The sequence below is a fragment of the Butyricimonas muris genome, assembly GCF_046365375.1.
Lineage (GTDB): Bacteria > Bacteroidota > Bacteroidia > Bacteroidales > Marinifilaceae > Butyricimonas > Butyricimonas muris.
In genome coordinates, this window is record NZ_JBKEIT010000008.1 from 209,938 (window position 1) to 230,786 (window position 20,849).

Sequence of the window (20,849 nt, forward strand, 5' to 3'; positions counted from 1 at the left end):
TTGTAAAGTTTTTCATTTTTTCTTTATAAATTTTCCGTACGCGATGCCTCCCGCGATGGCGGCGATGATGATATATATGGGCGATACTCCTGTTTGCCACACGATAAGGGCGGCAAGGGTAGGGATGATGACGGTTTTGCGGGTGATTCCGGCAGATTTTCCCATTTGGTAGAGAGGTGCGGCGATGAGGGCTACCACGGCGGGACGTATTCCCTTGAATACTCTTTCTACACCGGGGTTATCCTTGAAGTCTGTAAAGATCATGGCAATGAGCAGGATCACGATAAAGGAGGGTAGTATGGTACCGAGGCTGGAAAAGATGACACCTTTTACCCCCCGTGCCTTGTACCCGACGAAGATTGCCGTGTTGAGGGCTATCGGACCGGGGGCTGATTGGGCGATGGCGAGCATTTCGACAAATTCACTCTCTTTCAGCCACGCCTTTTTCTCCACGACCTCTTTCTGGATTAGAGGGATCATTGCATAACCGCCTCCAAGGGTGAAGGAACCGATCTTGAAAAATGATATGAATATTTGCCAGTATGAAGCCATAATTTGTATTAAATATCTGTCGCAAAGATACGATAATCCCGTCTAAATTTCTTAATATTGTGGTATCGAAATAGTGTAGCGGAGTGAAATATATGCGGAAAAGTACAAAGAGGAAATTAATTGTCGTGTCAGGCCTTTTGCTGGGGTTCGGTTTGGTCGTGTGGCTTGGTGTTTTCCGCAACTTGGGGAAGTTTAATACCCTGCAAGCGGTGCCCGCGGATGCGGTTTTTAAGGTGAATATTCGTTCCGTGAATAGTGTTCATGAACGTTTGCGGAGGAATTTTATCTGGCGCTCGTTGAAGAGCTATCCGTATTTCGAGGAGTATCATTCGGATTTACAGTATATAGATTCTTTGGCGAATAGTTACCCGAAGATGAAGCGTATCGTGACGGATCGTCCCGTGACCATATCCTGTCATCAGGTGGCGCTGAATGATTACGATCTCTTGTATGTTTGTGATTTGGGTAAACTGAACGTGATTCGCCTGTTTGAATCGTGGTTGCTCGCGCTCGTTGAAGATGATGAAATACGGGTGAAACGGTTCAAAGACCCGAACGGGGAGATTCGGGAATTGACTTGGGCGGATTTGCAGTTTTATTTCACGATCAAAGATAATCTGTTGATAGCCTCGTTGTCCCGTTCTTTGGTTTCCCGTTCGCTTGCCCGTTGTAAGATAAAGAAGAATACCGGGATGGTGGCGGCATCGGGCGATATGATTCTGGATATCGATCATCGTCAATTGGGAAAATGGATTGCCTCGGTCATGGAAAAATCCGCGGTGGTAAACGAGGTCGCTTTATTGAAGAATACCCGGTTGATGTTGCAGTTGAATGATAAAAATCTGCGTTTCACGGGGGAAACGAATCCCGACTCAAGTAGCTTTTCGTTACTGGATGTGGTGAATTCTCTCGAGGGCGGAACTTCTTCCGTGAAGAATATAGCGGGCGAGAATACGGCGGCTTATATCTCTTTCTGTTTCCCTTCATTCGAGAAGGTGGAGTCTTTGTTGTTGGAGAATTACAAGACAAATAATCCGCGGTCTTACGCGGAGATCACGAAATCTTTGGAGAGGATGAATAAATGGTTGGGGGTGGATGTGTTGGATTTGTTTTCTTCATGGATAGGGAACGAGGTGACGATCATTAAGCCTCGTTTGGAAAGCGGGCAACGGGCGGATAATATCGTGTTGGCTGTCCGGGGGAAAGATATTGATCTGGCGAAAGATCAGTTGGCTTATCTGGCGGAACAGATTCAGCGAACGACTCCCGTGAAGGAACGGGTGATTGAATATAACGGGCACACCATTCATTATTTCCGTTTGAAGGGTTTCTTCAATCTCTTTTTCGGGGGGATGTTTGATAGGTTCGAGCGACCTTATTATACTTTTCTGGAAGATTACGTTGTTTTCAGTAATTCCCCGGAGACGCTTACCGAGATGATCAAGGAATACGTGTTGGGAAACACGCTGTCCCGTGACGAGAAGTATTTGCAGACGATGGAAAGTCTGGGGAGCAGGAATAACGTGTTCGGGTACGTGCAGGCTCCGAATACATACGAGTATTTGTACGGTTCTTTTAAAGCGGATTCCCGGGATGAGCTGGAGAAGAACAAGGGGGCGTTTTTGAGTTTCGAGACGGTGGGGCTTGCTCTATCCAAGAATGGAGATGCTTTTAAGACACAAATTGTGGCAAATTATAATGCCAAGGCTCCCGAGGAGTATCGTATGCGGGAGTTGAACCGGCAGTTCGAGAATCAGATTGATCAGATAGAAGCGGGGTTTTATTATCCTGTCGTGCCGGATAGTATCGCGATTGGTTCCCGGGAATATTACGAGTATTCAACTGATAAAGTGCTTTTTCGCGGGGCATTGAAGGACGGGTATCCGGACGGGGTATGGTGCGTGTTTGACAAAGCGGGCAAGTTGATCGGGCAGTTGCCTTACAGCACGGGCAAGATTGACGGGGTAGCACCCTTCTTTTACGAGAACGGCGAGTTGTTGGCGCAAGTGAGTTACAAGAAAGGAGAGATTAGTTATTACAAGGAATTTTTTCCGGACGGAACGGTACGGGCGGAAATCGGATTCCGGAAGGGTGTACGGCACGGGGAAGCCAAGTTCTATTACGGCACGGGACATTTGTGGTGCGAGGGACGTTACAAGAAGGGCTGCATGCCGGAAAATGGCGTTACTATAAGGTGACGGGGGAGACGATTTATGATTTATGATTCTGAGATTTTCTTCATTCTTAGATTTTTCTTAGTAAGTTCACCAGTGAATCTCTCACTTGTGTGAAGTGAGGCATGTTTTCGGGTGAAACGGGTTCTTTCGGAGGAGAACTCATTTTCAACGGATTGATGGGGGTTCCGTTTTTGTACACCCGGAAATCCAAGTGAGGACCGGTGGCAAGTCCGGTGGCTCCGACGTAACCGATGGTTTCGCCTTGTTTTACGCGTTTGCCGGGTTGAATGCCTTTGGCGAATTTGGAGAGGTGCATATAAGTGGTGGAGTAGACACTATTGTGTTTTATGGTCACATAGTTGCCGCCGCCGTTTGCCTGATATGCTTTTTTCACGACAACCCCGTCGCCGATGGTGTACACTTCCGTTCCCGTGGGGGCTGCATAATCCACGCCGTGATGTGCCCTGTATCTTTTCAGCACGGGATGAAAACGGTTGTTGGAGAATCCCGAGGATATACGGGAGTATTTTAACGGGGCTTTTAAAAAGGTTTTCTGCAAGCTGTTGCCTTCTTCGTCAAAATAGGAAAATTTGTCGTTTTGCTCGAAGGGGATAGCGTAGAAGTCTTTGCCGGTGTTCGTGAAAATCGCCGCTTTGACATTGAAGTCACGTAGAGGTTTGTCCTCGACGTACGATTGCTCGTATATAACCCGTATCGAATCGCCCTTCGCCAAACCGAAGAAGTCGATAGACCAAGCGTATATTTCTGATAACGTGATCGCTAAAGTCGGATCAGTGTTTGCCTCAACCATGGCATTCCATAAAGAAGAGGTTATGCCTACTTTGGCAGTGTGTTCTTTTTTTACCACGTCTTTTTGTCCCACGTACACTTCCGATGTTTCTTTGAAGTCGATTACCACGTATTCGAGGGCGTTCTTCTCGTATATAAAGAACTCGGGGGTGCGAAGAGTGTCTTTTGCGAGGAAAAGAGTATAGTTTTGACCCCGTTTGATACTTCTCACGTCAAAAACATCTTTACAGCGTTGCGCAATCTCGTGTATTTTGGCAGGGGATACCTTGTACCTTGCGAGGATGAGAGAAAGGTTCTGGTTTTTCTCCACTACACCTTCCGCTATCTCGAAGTTATCGGAGGGGATGCCATATTTATAATGTACTTGCTGTAACTCTGTCGTATCTACGACTTCGTCAACAGCGTTGGCTTCCAGTATCGCTTCTTTATTTCCTTTGTTACTCGGCCAAAAAATGACAATCCCCAGTACAAGGCCTATGGCTGCCCAAATCCATTTCGTCTTTTTCATCTTCTTTTCTTACATCCGGTTAATCGCGTCGATTCAGGCTTGCAAGTTAGGTGATTTGCTTTTAACCTGCAACAGAGTGGTTCTTTTTTTATCCACATGTTGTCGTTTGTGAAAACTTTCTTAATGTTGTTATTAACAAAACGTTAAAGTTGATTTTTTATTGTTGATGCGATTTGTAATTTATTACTTTTGACGTGATGGAATGTCAAAAAGTGTTTTTATAATGACGTGAAGAAGATTTAGGAGAGAAAAGGGTAATATTGTATTAACCAGTTGTTTGAATGGTTGGGAAATCTTAAAGTTTTCATAAAATTGATTTTGGAATAACACTAAATCAATTCTGAAACGTCTATTTATAAAGTTTGCAAAAGTGTTGTTGTAAGAGCATATTAATTTTAATAACAAATTTATGGAAGAGCCAATTGTAAAAGTCGAACACTTGTCACATCGCTACAGCATTCAATGGGCGGTACGCGACATTAGTTTCGAGATTCCTGTACGGGGAATTTATGGTTTGCTGGGATCGAACGGTGCCGGTAAATCAACCACGATGAACATTATTTGCGGTGTTATCAAACAAACGGAAGGTAATGTTTTTATCAGCGGGATTGACACCCGTAAACATCCGGTGGATGCTAAACGTCATATCGGTTTCTTACCCCAGAAGCCCCCTTTATACGGTGATTTAACTGTAGAAGAATATTTACTTCATTGTGCCAGATTGCGCTGGGTTCCGGATAGTGAACTTAAATCTGCTGTAGAGGAAGTTTTAGCACGATGTGGTATCACTCATTTCCGCAAGCGTTTGATTAAGAATTTGTCAGGTGGTTATCAACAACGTGTTGGTATCGCTCAGGCGATTGTTCATAAACCTGCTCTAGTGGTGTTTGACGAGCCGACGAATGGGTTGGACCCGAACCAGATTATGGAGATTCGTCATTTGATCAAGGATATTGCGCAGGATCGTACGGTGATTCTTTCCACGCATATCTTGACCGAGGTGCAAGCCGTTTGCGATCATATCATGATGATCGAGGAAGGAAAGCTCGTGTTCATGGGATCCGTTGATGAGTTTGACAATTATATTATCCCGAATACCCTTTATCTTTCCATGGTTGATCCTCCGGCAACGGAAGAACTTGCCAAGATTGAAGGCGTATTGGGCGTGGAAGAATTGGGTAGTATGAAATTCCGTATTCGTTTCACGGAAGCGCAAGAGGTTATTGATCGTATCGTGAAGGAGAGCGCCGCTAAAGATTGGCGTCTATCCGAGATTCGGGTAGAGAAGAGCTCTCTGGATAGTATATTCGCGGAATTGTCTAAAAAAGCACATTAAATAATCAGGTTATGTTTAAAATGATATATAATATCGCGAGAACGGAATTGCAAATGTTATTCTATTCTCCTGTTGCATGGTTGATCTTGGTCGTGTTCGGCATACAGGCTGGTTTGATTTTTGCCGGTAAGATCGAGGGATTGGTAGTTTCTCAAGAAATGGGATATAGCGTCGCGGGAGCCACGTTTAATATCTTCGCTAATCCTTGGGGGGCCGTCTTTGTAAATATGCAGAATTACTTGTATTTTTATATTCCTCTTTTGACCATGAGTTTGGTCAGCAAGGAATTGAGTAGTGGTTCTATTCGTTTGTTGTATTCTTCTCCGATTACCAATCTGCAGATTATCGTGGGTAAGTTCGTGTCCATGATGATTTACGGGCTTTTCATGATTGGTATTCTTCTTTTAATCACGCTTTGTAGCTGGTCTGTTATTAAAGATTTCGATTGGCCAATGGTGTTTGTCGGATTGTTGGGATTGTACCTGTTGATCTGTGCTTACGCGGCTATCGGTATTTTTATGTCCAGTTTGACTTCATACCAGATCGTGGCGGCTATCGGAACGTTTGCCGTGTTGATGGTGTTGAGTATGATTGGGGACTGGTGGCAAGAGTATGATTTCGTTCGCGATGTGACCTATTGGTTGGCTATGCCGGGTCGAAGCGGTAAGTTTATCGCTGGGTTGATTTGTAGTGAAGATTTACTTTATTTCATCCTTGTAGTTTGTTTGTTCCTTGCGTTGACGATTATCCGTTTGAATGCGGTACGTCAAAAGATTCGTTTCGTGATCACGTTGGGAAGAAATGTCGGTGTTATTCTTTTGGTTTGTGTCCTTGGATTTATCACTTCCATGCCGAAAATGAAGGTTTATTATGATGCGACCGCGACTAAAATGAATACGTTGACCCCGAATAGCCAAGAGATCGTGGCTAAATTGGACGGTGGAATGACTATCACCACGTATATTAATGCGCTTGATCCGGGTGCTTCGTGGTATGCCGCTTTCTATTTCCTGAAACCGGATATGGATCGTTTCGAACAATATCTGCGGTTCAAACCGGATATGAAGTTGAAATACGTGTATTATTATGACACGTGCGCGAATCCTCAGTTAGACAGACGTTTTCCGGATAAGAACCTTCGCGAGAAGATGGTTGAGGTTTGTAAGATGTATGGTTTGGATTCCAACAGATTCATGGGACCGGAAGAGATTCGTAAGAAAATCGATTTGTCCGGAGAAGGGAATACTTTCGTTCGTCAAATCGTTCGCGATAACGGGGAAAAAGCTTGGTTACGAATTTATAACGATATGCAACGTTTCCCGAGTGAACGAGAGATTTCTGCCGCTTTCAAACGGATGGTGATGGAACTCCCGAAAGTGGGTATCGTGCAGGGACATGGGGAACGTAGTTTCTATGGTGGCAAAGACCGGGATTACAGTGCGTTCGCGGACGATAAAAGTTTCCGTCATTCTTTGTTAAATCAAGGGTTTGACGTGGAAGAAGTTCGTTTGGACAAACAAGTGCCGGAACATATCAATATCGTGGTGATTTCCGATATGCGCGAGTGGTTGACTCCTGCGGAGGAAGCTAATTTGCAACAGTATATCGACCGCGGTGGTAATTTGTTTATCTTGGGAGAACCGAAACGTAGGGACGTGATGAACCCGCTCTTCGCGAAATTCGGTTTCGAGATGACAGAGGGCGTTCTGGTTAAACAGGATACGAATCTTCAAGCTGACGTGATTTTGTCTTACCCGACGAAAGAGGCGGCTGACAGTATCGCTTATGATTTCGGAACGATGCGTAGATATAGAATGGTGATGTCTACCCCGAGTGTAGCCGGATTGGAGCAAATCGCGGATAAGGGATACAAGGTTACGACCATGTTCAAGACGGATACCATTGGTGTTTGGAACGAATTGGAAACCACGGACTTTATCGACGACACGATTCGTTTGAATCCTGCTATCGGGGAAGTAGAGAAAACCTATTCCACGGCTGTGGCATTATCAAGAAAAGTTGGGGATAAAGAACAAAAAATTATCTTGACGGGTGATGCGGACTGTATCAGTAACGGTGAGTTCGGAAGAAGAGTTCCGACTGCGCGTACTTCTAACTATACTTTGGTAACGGGAGGATTCTTCTGGTTGTCGGATGGAGAGGTGCCTATCGACGTGAGACGTCCGCCGCTACCGGATGATAAGGTATATGTTGCGAAAACGGGAGCTTGGATTATCAAGTGGTCGTTTACTCTCTTGATACCCTTGCTTTTGGCTGCTGCTGGAGTTCTTATCTGGATTCGCAGAAAAGGAAGATAGTATGATTTCCGATTTTAGATTTATGATTTTAGATTTAAAATGGAAAAGATAAGAGAATTTGAAAATGTGGATATGTAATGATTCACATTTTCAATTCTCAATTTTCAATTTTAATTGATATAGAATGAGTTTTAAAATAGACAAACAAACGTTGGATGATCTGGCGATCTTCGGGAATAACCGGACCAAATCTGTCTACGAGATTTTTAACCGCACGCAAACACGCGGTGGGGCGAGAATTCTCGAAGAGATGTTCCTTTACCCTTTGTCGGATGCCGACCAGATTAACGAGCGGAGTGACGTGATTCGTTATTACCGCGATATAGAGGCGGTATTTCCTTTCCGGAGCGAGATTTTCGATACCATGGAATTTTACCTCGGTAATACTGACCGTCGCACGCAATTGATGACGCAGGATAACACGTTGGGACGCAAGTTCAAGAATTTGGTGGGAACGGACACGGAATATACCCAGTTACATAACGGGATTGTATGTTGCATTGAGTTGTTGAATACTTTGGGTGATTTTCTGAAGAATTCAAAGTCGGACACGGGCAACAAGACGATAGCCGATTTGACGGCGAATTTGAGAGGGTTGCTTGATAACGAGAAATGGGCGTGGTATACTTCCGAGAAAGGAAAGAAGAAATTGGCTTACGAACAAGCGGTGGTTTACGACCGCGTGTTCCGTTTCGAGGAACGTGATAAGATGATGAAGATTCTTTACTACGTTTACCTGCTCGACGTTTATATGGCGGTAGCGAAGGTGGCACGGGATCGCAATTTCGTTTTCGGTAAGGCTTATCCGAACGACCGCAATATCTTGAAGCTGAAGGGTGCTTTCCACCCGTTCCTGACAAAACCGGTAGGTAATGATATAGAGGTAGACGAGAATAGTAACGTGATTTTCCTGACGGGAGCGAATATGGCGGGAAAATCAACGTTTATGAAAACTTTCGGGATCTCTATCTTCTTGGCTCACGTGGGATTCCCGATTCCCGCTAAAGAGATGGAATTTTCCGTGCAGAACGGGATGTTCACGACGATTAATCTGCCCGATAACCTGAGCATGGGATATAGTCACTTCTATGCTGAAGTGTTGCGGGTGAAGAAAGTGGCACAACAAGTGCGTCAAACTCAACATCTGATCGTGGTATTCGACGAGTTGTTCCGGGGTACGAACGTGAAAGATGCTTACGATGCAACGGTGGCGGTGACGGAAGCTTTCGCCGGAATCCGAAATTGCACGTTTATTATCTCTACACATATCATCGAGGCGGGTGAGGTTCTTAAAGAACGCTGTGACAATATCAACTTTGTTTACCTGCCCACGAAAATGGAAGGAAGTAAACCGATCTACACTTACACGTTGGCTTCCGGTATCACGGATGACCGCCACGGTATGATGATCGTGAATAATGAACGGATTATTGAAATCATTAAAAACGGAGAGGCATGAGTTTTGAAACAGATAAACAGACGCTGGATGATTTGAACCTGCTAGGTAAGTACAAGAATAATTCCGTTTACAGCATGTTCGTGGGGACGATTACCCGCGGCGGGGAACGTATGATGGAAAATATGTTCCTGCACCCGCTGACGGATGCGAAGGCTATTAATGACCGTTCTTCCGTGTTCCGTTATTTCCGGGATCACGATTTCGGATTCCCGTTCGAGAAGGACGAGTTTGACGTGGTCGAGCAATATATCACCGGTGCAAGTAGTAAAAACGGTTTCCGGAATATATTCCAACTTTTGAAAGCGAAGTCGATGCATTATATCAGTAATGATCCGGAATTCAATATTATCCGAGAGCGGATACTGATGTCGATCAAGTTCTACCGGAAGGCTCGCGAATATTTCGATAAACTGGCGACCGATGTAGCGGGTAATCCGTTCCAGAGCGTTGTCGAGAAGGGACGTTCGTTATTGAAGGATTCCCGCATTGATAAATTGTTAGGACATCCCCGTCAGGATAATCCGGGATTGGTCAATCTGATCGCTTTTGACCGGGTATTTCGTTGCTTGTTGAACAAACAGTTCAAAGAGGTTATCGAGTTATTGCAGGGTGTCGACTTGAACGTGGTCGTGGGTAGAGTGGCTAAAGAGAAGAATTTCTGCTTCGCGACGGCTGCCGATGACGGCGAAGTGCTGGTTGCCGCAACGGGTTTGCATCATCCTCGTATCGATGGCGCGATTTCCAATGATCTGGAAGTGACGAAATCCAAAAATATTTTCTTCCTGACCGGGGCAAATATGGCGGGAAAGTCTACTTTGATGAAATCCTTCGGTATTGCCGTTTACATGGCACACATGGGTTTCCCGATTGCCGCGAAGACAATGCAATTCCGTATACAGGACGGTATGTACACTTCTATCAATGTGCCGGATAATATTAATATGGGTTACAGTCACTTCTACGCGGAAGTGTTGCGCGTGAAGAACGTGGCTATTGAGGTGAGCCGCAACAAGCGTTTGATCGTGATCTTCGACGAGTTGTTCAAGGGAACGAACGTGAAAGACGCTTTCGATGCCACTTTGGCGGTAACCGAGGCCTTGGCGGAAAGACGTAACAGTGCTTTCATGATTTCGACGCACATTATCGAGGTGGGGCAGGAGTTAGGCAAGCATTGTGATAACGTGACTTTCGCTTACCTACCGACCGTGATGAAAGGTAAGTTGCCGACTTATACTTACGTGTTAGAGCCGGGAATCACGAGCGACAAGCACGGTATGATTATTATTAATAACGAGAAGATTATAGAGATAATCAAAGGTGAAGTCGCCTCTTAGTTCGAGAGCCGACACCATGAAAATATCCCGGGGCTTGTGGCTTCGGGATATTTTTTGCCTGAATGAATGTTAAAACGGAGTGTAATTGTTGAAAGGTGTTTATTTTTCGTTATTTTTGAATTATTGAAGTGTGATAGTGAGTGTGGATCTTTTATATGTAAGTGATGGTTAGTAATGAATCAGTAAAAATAGTGGATCTTTCCGATTCCAAGCAGTTTAAGGCGGGATACGAGCAGTATTTCACCGCTTTGAAATATTTTGCCCTGCAATATATAAAGGATGAGGAGGTCGTTTTTGATTTGTTACAAGACTTTTTCATGAAGTTGTGGGAAAAAGGGGAAGTCTTTCAGAATGAAGAAACTCTTAAAGTATATCTTTACCGGGGAATACGTAATAATTGTTTAACTTATATCCGAAACAAGAGAAGGGCGGAAAAGCGTCTGGAGGGATATACTTGTGATGAGCTTGAAGAAGACTTTGTTAGTAAAGTTATAGAGGCAGAGGTTTTTGCCATGATAAATCAGGTTTTTGAAGAATTACCGGAATCCTGCAAAAGAGTGTATCGTTTAAGTCTGGAAGGAAAATCTCATCAAGAGATCGCGGACGAACTGCATATCGCTATAAATACAATTAAACGACACAAGAATAATGCCAATCATTATATCCGGGAACGTTTGGAGAAGTTGTTGATATTGATGATGTTAATGGCTCCTGACATTTGAATGTCTAAAATTATTCCAAAAGCATAACACCTCCATAGAATTTTGGCGTCTTTAATATAGATACATGAAATAGATGAATTTATATTAAAGTGATTATGTATAAAATTTCTCGGATATTATTGAAGTATTTTACATTCGGGACAAACGATGAGGAAACCCGGGAACTGGAACGATGGCGAAAAGAATCCGATCGTCATGAAGTCCTTTTCCGCAAAATAGGCTCGCCTGATTATTTGCAACAGGCCATGGACCCGTTACATAAAAAAGTGCTTCAAGAACAATGGTTTTTATTGGATAAGAAAATCCGATACAAGCGACGCCGTAAACGGATGGCTTTCATGATTCCTGCGGCAGTAGCTGTAATATTGTCGATGGTATGCATGTTGGTTTACACGTACACGAAACAGGAGGAGCCTGTAAAAAAAGAGAATCTGGTAAACAATGAATCTTTTGTTCACTCGAAAGCCGTGATCTATTTGGCTGAAGGCGGAAAACTTGTTGTTTTCAAAGATTCTGTTTTGAAGATGAACGTGACCGAGGCTCCCGTGGAAAATCGTCTTGATACGGTTGCTTTTCTTGCACAAGAGGTCGAGAATCTTTCAATGAATAAGCATCGGTTGGAAGTCCCTCGCGGCGGGGAGTATGTAGCCCGCTTGGAGGATGGGACGGTTGTCCACATGGATGCGATGTCCACTCTTGTTATCCCTCAAAAATTCAGTAAAGATTGCCGTGAGGTGGAATTAATAGGTCATGCTTATTTTTCCGTGGCAAAGGATAGTACTCGCCCATTTGTCGTGCGATCGGGTGACCTGAAAGTCAAGGTGCTAGGTACCGAGTTTGATTTTAATACTTATCAGGGCGATATTGCCACCACGACCTTGGTTAGAGGAAGTGTTGAAGTGGCTTATTTGCAATCGGTATATCGATTGAAACCTAATCAGCAGGCAAAAGTCGATTCGGAGGGAAAGATTGTTGTTTCGGATGTAGACGTGTATCCTTATGTTGCTTGGAAGGAGGAACGTATTGTATTTATAAATCAAACTCTCGGTGAAATAATGAGAGTTTTGGAAAGATGGTATAGTATGGAAGTCGTCTTCCTTTCCAATGACATTAAACAGGAATGTTTTACATTGGATATAGAGAAGTACGGGGAAATAAATCCCGTGTTGAAATCAATAGAAAAGACGAATAAAGTATATTTTGAATTAGTCGGGAATCAAATTCTTGTTTATAGAAAATAAATAAATAGGGAATTGGGCAATTATTTATGGGGCTGAAAATATTTAGTCCTCGGGAAATGTACGGCCTTTTATAAAGATGATAATTTAAATATGAACTAAAAACAATTTTATGGAAAAAAAAGACTACATGAAACGCTTGTGTTTTTATACACGGAAGATAAGGCGTATGCTGTCTGTATTGTTTCTTTTTGTGTTTATGGGGATAAATGCTTTAAGGGCAGACACGATTGTTGAGAAAGTCGAGTTGAATATCTCGGTGAAGAATGCATCTGTGCTTCAAGTTTTTGCCCAGATAAAACAACAAACGTCATTCAATTTTGTTTATAATGACCGGGATATCTCACAGATCGGTTTGAAAACGATGGACTTAAAAAAGGCGGATATCGTTGCCGTGTTGGATAAATGTATCGAGGGAACGGATCTGGTTTATGAATTTATGGGTAATGTCGTCATTTTCAAGCGGCGTGCCGAGGTTGTTCGGGATAGCGTGAAGGAGGGTAAGATAGTGGGAGTGGTAAAGGATGAACGAGGATTTCCATTGCCCGGGGTTACAATACAGATAAAGGATATGAAGTTGGGTACGGCAACGGATAAAGACGGGCGGTATGCTTTCCGCTTTGTTCTCGGTAAGCAGATTGTTCTGGAATATTCTTTTATCGGGATGGAAACCGTGGAAATAAGATATACCGGTCAAGACACGATTAATGTTGTTATGAAAGAGAGTGAGGTTGCATTGGAAGATGTCGTTGTGACGGGGTATGCCAATCTTTCCCGACAGTCTTACACGGGAAACGTGAAAACGATGACGGCTGCGGAATTAAAGAAGATTTCCCAAGTAAATGTATTGAAATCCATTCAAGTATTGGATCCTTCTTTTCGGATTGCTGTTAATAACGAGATGGGTTCTAACCCGAACGTGATGCCGAAAATAAGCATTCGCGGAGATTCCGGTATCGGATTGACTGAATTGGATGAGGTGAATGTGTCTAAAACGGCATTGCAGAATAACCCGAATCTACCGACATTCATTTTGGACGGTTTCGAGGTGAGTGTTAATAAAGTGTACGACATGGATATTAACCGGATTGAATCGATCACTTTATTGAAAGATGCGGCAGCCACGGCAATATACGGTTCTCGTGCCGCGAACGGGGTTGTGGTGATAACAACCGTTACTCCTAAAGATGGGCAAATACTGATTAATTACGGGTATAACCTAAATGTACAGGTTCCTGACTTGCGGGATTATAATTTGATGAATGCCAAGGAAAAAGTAGAGGCGGAAAAAGAAGCCGGATTGTTTGATCAGGAGTATTATCAGCAGGCTTACTATCATGCGAAACTAAGATTAATCGAGCGGGGGAATAACACGGACTGGCTGGCTTTGCCGCTTCGGAATACGGCGAGTAGTAAACATTATCTAAGAATGGAAGGGGGAACAAACGGTTTTCGTTATGGTATCGACGTGAATTATCAAGGGAATAACGGGGTGATGAAGGGGTCCGAAAGAAAAACCTTTGGATTGGGTTTAGAGTTACAGTATAATATCGGGAAATTGTTATTCAAGAATAGTGCCACGTACACGGGAGTTAATTCGGAGGAATCTCCTTTCGGTTCGTTTAGCAAATATACCACTATGAATCCCTACTATTCTTATTTGGATGAAGACGGAACAGTTGCCGAAGTAATAAAGACTGCAACACCGAACGGTACGACCAGTAATCCGTTGTATGATGCCTATCTGGGTAGTTTCGATAAAACGAAAAGCAAGGAATTTATAGATAATTTCTCTGTCCAATATTATCTGACGAATAAAATTCATTTCAAAGGTTCTCTTGCCTTGACTTACACGACAGGCTCTTCTAATGCTTATACCTCACCCGAAGCCGGGCAATATCACAACAAGCCTTATAAAGGGGAAATGACTGTTGGAAATACAACCGCGACAGTGATAGACGGTAGTGTATTCGGGTATTATAACGATATGATCGGGTATCATAATATTAATTTGTTTGCCGGTATCAACGTGAAAGAGAGTTCAGACGAGAGCCATAGCGTGTACGTGAGAGATATTCCGGCGGGTGGGTTTGCTAATCCGCAATTCGCGAGAGAATTTCCGAATGCCCCGACAACTTTTCAACAAAAAACTAGATTGTTCGGAACGATAGTATCTTTGAATTACACCTACCGGAATATTTATTTGTTGGACGCCACGTGGAGAATGGATGGAAATTCATCTTTTGGGAGCGAAACCCGTTTTGCGCCGTTCTGGTCGATGGGACTGGGGTTGAATATTCATAATTATGCTTTTATGAAAGGAGTAAATTGGCTCTCGGAATTGAAAATCAGAGGTTCATATGGTGTTACGGGTAAGGCTAATTTCCCCGCTAACACGGCTCGCACGTTGTATACGATTAACAGCAAATCGGTTTATCCTACAGGGTTGGGAGGAAATATTACAGCCATGGGAAATAAAAACTTGAAATGGGAAAAAACGAAGATAACGGATTTAGGTACTACAATTAATATTTTGGACGGGCTTTTGGTGTTTACGGGAACGTATTATTTCCGCAGGACGGTGGATTTGATTGCTGATATGTACATTCCTTCATCTTCGGGATTTCTGTCTTACAAGGATAATATCGGGGAGATTACCAATAATGGTTACGAGATAAGTTTACGGGTAAAAGCATTAGCTAAATCTGACGCTCAACTTTATTTTACGGCTAATGTGGCATCCAATAAAAATAAGATAAAGAAGATTTCCGAGTCCTTGAAGTCATATAATCAAAAGATAGAAGAGAAGTATCAGGATAATGCCCATAAAATCGAAACCAAAAAACCTTTGTTGAAATACGTGGAAGGCGCTTCGACAACATCAATTTACGCCATGCGGTCATTGGGGATAAATCCGCAAACAGGAGATGAGATATTCCGTTATAAAGACGGGAGTTACGGTACGGAATGGCTCGCTTCGGAGAATGTTGCTATCGGGAATACGGAACCGAAAATGAATGGTACCTTGTCTTCAAACTTGTTATTGTACGGTGTGACGTTGGACGTGTATTTTACTTATACATACGGGGGACAGCAATATAACCAGACGTTACAAACCAAAATAGAGAATGCTGATATTGAAAATAACGTGGATAAAAGAGTGTTTACAGACCGGTGGAAAAAGCAAGGTGATATAGCCGGCTTCAAGAGCTTGAAGCAATATAATGTTCCCACGAATCCAACCAGTAGGTTTGTACAAGATGACAACACGCTGACACTCCAATCTGTATCTGTCGGTTATGAATTACCTTCGGATATACTAAAAAAGATTCGTTTTAGCCGGGTAAAGTTGGCTTTTAACATGAACGATGTATTCCGTGTATCATCAATCAAGCAGGAACGAGGTTTGTCTTACCCGTTTGCCAGAAGTTATAGTTTTTCAGTAAATGTAGGTTTTTAAAGATATAGGTCATGAAAAAAAGATATATAATAAATATTGTCTTGCTGGCATTTATATTCTCGTCGTGTGATAAATGGTTGGATGTGAAGCCGGAACTGGATATATATGAAGAAACATTATTCGAGAAGGCACAAGGGTATTATATCGCGTTGAACGGTGTATATATTGATATGTCCGGCAAGAATTTGTACGGGAAGGAGTTGACATGGGGTGCGGTGGAAGCTTGGGGACGTAGTTATAGTCTGAACGAGAAAGCGCATCGTCCCTACTTGGATGTGATTAATTTCGAGTATGACAAGAGTGAGGCAAAGTCGATAGCCGCCTCTATCTGGTTGGATAGCTATAAAGTTATCGCGGAGGCGAATAATTTGATTCAAGGATTGGAAAATGACGGGGAAGTAAAATTCAAGTATGGGGATGTTACTAAAAATATGATTCTTGCCGAGGCTTATGCGATACGGGCTCTCATGCATTTTGAATTGTTACGTATCTTTGCTAAAGCCCCTATCGCTGACAATGGCGGGGAGTCTGCCTTTATTCCTTACGTGACAACATACCCGTCTATCGTGAATCCTCCGGTAGCGACGAAGAACATTCTGAAGTATTTGATTGCGGATTTGGAGAAAGCTAAAGAGTGGATTAAACCTTTTGACACGGATGTACAATATCCCGGGGGAAAGATTTTTAGTTACTTGAACGACTCCCGTGTTAAACTGGATAACGGAGCGGGGGAAGTTTTAGGTGTTGATGAGTTTTTCAATTATCGAGCCAATCGATTGAATTATTACGCTATATCTCAATTGCTTGCCCGAGTCTGCTTGTATGCCGGGGAAAATGATAAGGCGTTCGAACACGCGAATGAGGTGATAAACGTTGTGAACAAAGGAACGAATTTTAGGTTTGTCGCTCCCGGGTATATTGGGGACCCGATGGAGTTAAGTACGATTGAACCCCGGTTACACTCGGAAATACTTTTTGCTCCTTATAACTCGGAATTGTCTACTTGGACGGAAGGATATTTTAGTTCCTCGGCTAAAGATTGGCTTTTAGTGCTGAACGATAAAAGTGGAATTTTCTCGGAGAACGCGGATGATGTGCGTTTGAAAGCGATCCCCAAAAACATGGTTACTAAATTTTCTTTGGAAGGAAGGGAAGAAAGTGATATGATTGCGGCAAAATCTCTGGAACCGGTACTTCGATTCCCCGAATGTTATTATATCGCGGCGGAGGCTGTTTTTGATAAAGACCGGGCTTTGGCTGTCGAGATATTTAATAAAGTTGTGGACGCCCGAAATAATTCGGTTTATAACTTGAAGGCTGACGTGGATAAAGGTACTTTTATGGAGGCGTTGGTTAAGGAATACCGTAGGGAATTTTTATGCGAGGGGCAAATGGTTTACGTGTACAAGAGATTGAACCTGCCGTTAAGAGAGAATGGAACAACTGTCGCTCATAATGGGAAATTAGTTATGCCGGTACCGGACACGGAAGCCGGGGTGCAGTAAATGGTGTGTAATATAAATGCAAACAATTATGCGAATCATATTTTTACTTCTTTTATTAGGTTGCTTGGCGTTTTACGGGTGTCAAGAGGAAAAACCGGAAATGTTTACTCCCGAAAGGTTTATCAAGTTCATGTTCGGGAGCGAATCCGGCGAGGATTACTACAAAGTCGAGTGTAATTTCGCGTACGAGAGTGATAATACCACGGAGAAAATTATTTCCGTCCCTGTTGAATTTCGAGGCTACAATTTGACTGAAACGTTGTATTTTGCCGTTAACGTGGATAAAGAAAAAACGACACTCCCGGAGGATTGTTTCATTTTGGAAACAGAACAACCGTTTCAACAGGATGGAGATTTTATTGACACGATGTGCGTGAAATTACAGCGAAAGGCTATATTAAAAGAAGGGAGTAAAATCTTGAGATTGCAATTAGTACCTAATTCGGATTTTCAAGTTTATATGGCAGATTCTCTGTTTATAGAGATTACGGTGCTGGATATTTTCTCGTGGCCTGAATGGTGGACAGATGATATCGCTAAGGCTTATTTGGGCGATTATTCTAAAGAGAAATATGATGAATTTGTAAAAGAAACAGGCATTCGTGATTTTGGGATTTTGGATCCTTCGGAAAAGAGATATTACGCTATCATGTTTAAAAGAGCCTTGGAAAAAACACCTAGATACGAGTTGGATGGACGTTTAATGTCTGTTACGATTACAGGATGATTTTTATAGAACTAAGAAATATGTATTGTAATGGACCAAAAAAAATAGGTTATGAGAAATAAGATTTTAATGATATGCTTCTTAGGCTATATATTATTAACCGGTTGCATGGATGACAAAACAAATTTGAATTATAAAGATATTGTATTGCCTGATACCGTTATTATAACAAATATAGAGGATCAAGAAAGATTTTATCTTCATGAAAATACTATAGATGCCAGATTCAAGGTGACCGCGGGTGATGAATTGCAATTAGATTTGGAGGTGAAATACAACGGTGATGATGAATTGACTTACGAGTGGCGGATGGATGGTAAAGTGATTTCAACAGAGCAAAATTTACGGCACGTGTTCACGGAAGGAGGGAACGGGCAGTTGTTTATTTATCGGAAAAATGCTGGTAATGCCACGATCTATGGTTTTCTCGTGGAGATACGCCGACCTTTTAGTACCGGAATTGTCGTGTTGGGTAAAAGTAATGGTGTCACTCAAATGGATTTTGTCGAGCGTTATTGGGAGAAGAAAAACGTGGAACTTGACGGAAGGCTTTATTCTAATTTCTCGGTCACGGAATATATTCCACATGAAAACGTGTATCCTCTTTACAATGATGGAGAAGAATTGGGGCAAGATCCCGTGGAAATATCCCGTATTACGGGATTGGCTCCGGATCCGGCTGATCGATACAGTGCTTTGCAAATCTTGGACCGGGATTGGCGGAAATCCGTTGCCGTGAATTCTGAAGATATGAAAAAAATCGTTTCCATGAAAGATGAGTTCGTGGGGGAACCGACTAATTGCATTCCGGTAAATTTTGAAACTGTCGGAGCTACCTCGCTGTTGTTGGATAAGTCTGGGAAAATTTACACGCGTGTGAATTATGACGCGGGGAATCCGAACACGGGACGTTTTATTCTTGAACCATTGGTCTTTGACGACCCTTATGATGTACCGGATAAAGGTTCTGAAGAGATTAAAGCCGAACGTGTGACAGCGAAAGATCAATTAGCGATTATTTATGAAAAGGAAAGAAAACGGATTCTTGCTATGACAGCTTCAAACGGGTATAATCAAAAACTGGATTATTATGCGGTTCATGATTTATCTCGTCCAAGCAATATAGCTAGTTTACCTGACGGTTATGTGCTTCTTGATAATTTTGATAAAGAGATCTATGCGATACTTTTCCATGAAAGTTTTTTTAATAATAATACTTATGTTATCTATAAGGACGGTTCGGATTTTTATATACAAACGTTCGAGTTAAATACTGTTTTGTACACGGCAGAGCATTCGATAAATTATAAAGCTGTTTCTAATTTGAAATTACCTGTTGACGCGGCAAGATTGATAGAACAAGGACATGGTCTTGTGAAAATAGCGATGGATAAGCGCTATAATGACTTTATGTATGTCGGGGCGGGGAAGGCTCTGTATTCGATGAGTATGGAAGGTACTGCTATTTCAAAAATACATGAATTCACGGAAGAGGGCAATATGAAAGATTTTGTTATCACTGCAACGTGGAGAGGCGACGGGGACAATGCAGCCCAGCGATATTTCAACGGGCGCGTGTTTGGTGCTATTTTTGATAACGGGGATTTTAGGGTGTTGAAATTGTATGACGATCCGCAGAAACCCGGGGAGGTACAGAAACATTATTGGGTAAATAAAAATTTTGACGGGGGAGCTGTTGCGTTATATTACTATTAGTTTGCGAGAATTATAGTGTATGCTTTAGTGATATTAGGCGGTGTCGTGTACGACACCGCTTTTTTGTTTGAAGAAATACAATTATATTTGTCTTCGTCTAAAATTATATGAATATATGACAAATACAATCCGGAGCGGAAGAATATGTTTGTCGGATTCGAGAACATTTAAAGAGGTATATGAACAATATTTTGCCGCTTTAAAGTATTTCGCCATGCGTTACGTGGGGGATGAGGAATTGGCGTGTGATCTTTTGCAGGATATTTTTATTAAGTTATGGGAAAAAGGGGATAAGTTCGAGGACGAGTTACAGTTGAAGGCTTACTTGTACCGGGTGGTGCGTAACCATTGCCTGACGTTCCTGCGGGATAAGCAGAGACAAGATAGACGAATGGAAGGTTTTGAAGTGGAGGAGGCGGAAGAGTCGTTCGTGTACCAGATGATCGAGGCTGAAATATATGCCTTGATAAATGATATTTTTGAAGAACTTCCGGAAGCCTGTCGGAACGTGTACGCGAAGAGTCTGGAAGGAAAGAGTCATAAAGAGATTGCGGAGGAGTTGAATATTGCCGTTACGACCATTAAAAAACATAAGACAAACGCGAATAACTATCTGAGGGAACGTTTGAAACATCTCCTTTGTTTTATGATGTACTTGTATTCGTGAATGCCGTGATTTTAAATTGATTTCCCCACGTTATTGCTCTTTTATAGTTTTCCCATCCCAAAATTTTCCTTCGGAAGGGGTGGGATGGAAATAAATAGAATAAAAATCCGGGAGAGGTCAGTTCCCGAGAGAGTTGGTTTCGAGGTAAAATAAGTTAAATAATAAGTATATATGATATATTTGTATTGTAGTTGATTTATATCAACTCCCATTCATCTCCTATTCAACTCCTATTCAAAGCCTATTCCAAAGGCAAAATAATAGAATTTAAATTGTATTTATATAAAATTTAATAATAGTAAAATACCTGATATATATAT

At 42.4% G+C, this 20,849-nt stretch carries 14 protein-coding genes; 12 read left to right on the plus strand and 2 right to left on the minus strand.

The window, feature by feature from the left end:
• Positions 1-12: 12 nt before the first annotated feature.
• Complete coding sequence (locus tag ACK8P8_RS14485; RefSeq protein ID WP_141560924.1) at positions 13-552, minus strand: chromate transporter; 540 nt, start codon at positions 550-552, stop codon at positions 13-15.
• A 92-nt stretch (positions 553-644) separates the two neighbouring features.
• On the opposite strand from ACK8P8_RS14485, the gene ACK8P8_RS14490 reads away from it, so the two are divergent.
• Complete coding sequence (locus ACK8P8_RS14490) at positions 645-2,750, plus strand: DUF3352 domain-containing protein (protein ID WP_410026003.1); 2,106 nt, start codon at positions 645-647, stop codon at positions 2,748-2,750.
• Between the two features lie 46 nt (positions 2,751-2,796).
• Here ACK8P8_RS14490 and ACK8P8_RS14495 read toward each other — a convergent pair whose 3' ends face one another.
• The gene (locus ACK8P8_RS14495; protein ID WP_369860336.1) at positions 2,797-4,047 is read right to left on the minus strand and encodes a M23 family metallopeptidase; all 1,251 of its coding nucleotides are present in this window, start codon (positions 4,045-4,047) and stop codon (positions 2,797-2,799) included.
• 409 nt (positions 4,048-4,456) lie between these two features.
• On the opposite strand from ACK8P8_RS14495, the gene ACK8P8_RS14500 reads away from it, so the two are divergent.
• The 11 genes from ACK8P8_RS14500 (at position 4,457) to ACK8P8_RS14550 (ending at position 20,529) form a co-directional block, all read left to right on the plus strand.
• Entirely contained in the window at positions 4,457-5,383 is a 927-nt protein-coding gene (locus tag ACK8P8_RS14500) for an ABC transporter ATP-binding protein (protein ID WP_227216567.1), read from the plus strand.
• Positions 5,384-5,394: 11 nt separating this feature from the next.
• Complete coding sequence (locus tag ACK8P8_RS14505; RefSeq protein WP_099291535.1) at positions 5,395-7,701, plus strand: Gldg family protein; 2,307 nt, start codon at positions 5,395-5,397, stop codon at positions 7,699-7,701.
• A 124-nt stretch (positions 7,702-7,825) separates the two neighbouring features.
• Positions 7,826-9,160 carry a MutS-related protein gene (locus ACK8P8_RS14510; RefSeq protein ID WP_099291536.1) on the plus strand — a complete coding sequence of 445 codons (1,335 nt, stop codon included), beginning with the start codon at positions 7,826-7,828 and terminating at the stop codon, positions 9,158-9,160.
• On the plus strand, positions 9,157-10,494 hold the full coding sequence (locus ACK8P8_RS14515) for a MutS-related protein (protein ID WP_369860335.1): 1,338 nt from the start codon (positions 9,157-9,159) through the stop codon (positions 10,492-10,494). The genes ACK8P8_RS14510 and ACK8P8_RS14515 overlap by 4 nt, the downstream gene beginning before the upstream one ends.
• Before the next feature lie 164 nt (positions 10,495-10,658).
• Positions 10,659-11,216 carry an RNA polymerase sigma-70 factor gene (locus ACK8P8_RS14520; RefSeq protein WP_292265335.1) on the plus strand — a complete coding sequence of 186 codons (558 nt, stop codon included), beginning with the start codon at positions 10,659-10,661 and terminating at the stop codon, positions 11,214-11,216.
• 95 nt (positions 11,217-11,311) lie between these two features.
• Positions 11,312-12,457 (plus strand): FecR family protein, encoded by a 1,146-nt coding sequence (locus tag ACK8P8_RS14525; protein ID WP_369860334.1) that lies wholly within the window; start codon positions 11,312-11,314, stop codon positions 12,455-12,457.
• Positions 12,458-12,566: 109 nt separating this feature from the next.
• Positions 12,567-15,914: a SusC/RagA family TonB-linked outer membrane protein gene (locus ACK8P8_RS14530; protein ID WP_410026005.1), complete on the plus strand. Its 3,348-nt coding sequence runs from the start codon at positions 12,567-12,569 to the stop codon at positions 15,912-15,914.
• Between the two features lie 11 nt (positions 15,915-15,925).
• Positions 15,926-17,419 (plus strand): RagB/SusD family nutrient uptake outer membrane protein, encoded by a 1,494-nt coding sequence (locus ACK8P8_RS14535; RefSeq protein ID WP_186976032.1) that lies wholly within the window; start codon positions 15,926-15,928, stop codon positions 17,417-17,419.
• Between the two features lie 28 nt (positions 17,420-17,447).
• Positions 17,448-18,146 carry a DUF4843 domain-containing protein gene (locus tag ACK8P8_RS14540; RefSeq protein ID WP_369860332.1) on the plus strand — a complete coding sequence of 233 codons (699 nt, stop codon included), beginning with the start codon at positions 17,448-17,450 and terminating at the stop codon, positions 18,144-18,146.
• Between the two features lie 51 nt (positions 18,147-18,197).
• The gene (locus tag ACK8P8_RS14545; protein WP_410026006.1) at positions 18,198-19,862 is read left to right on the plus strand and encodes a hypothetical protein; all 1,665 of its coding nucleotides are present in this window, start codon (positions 18,198-18,200) and stop codon (positions 19,860-19,862) included.
• Positions 19,863-19,977: 115 nt separating this feature from the next.
• Positions 19,978-20,529 carry an RNA polymerase sigma-70 factor gene (locus tag ACK8P8_RS14550; protein ID WP_186976030.1) on the plus strand — a complete coding sequence of 184 codons (552 nt, stop codon included), beginning with the start codon at positions 19,978-19,980 and terminating at the stop codon, positions 20,527-20,529.
• Positions 20,530-20,849 lie beyond the last annotated feature (320 nt).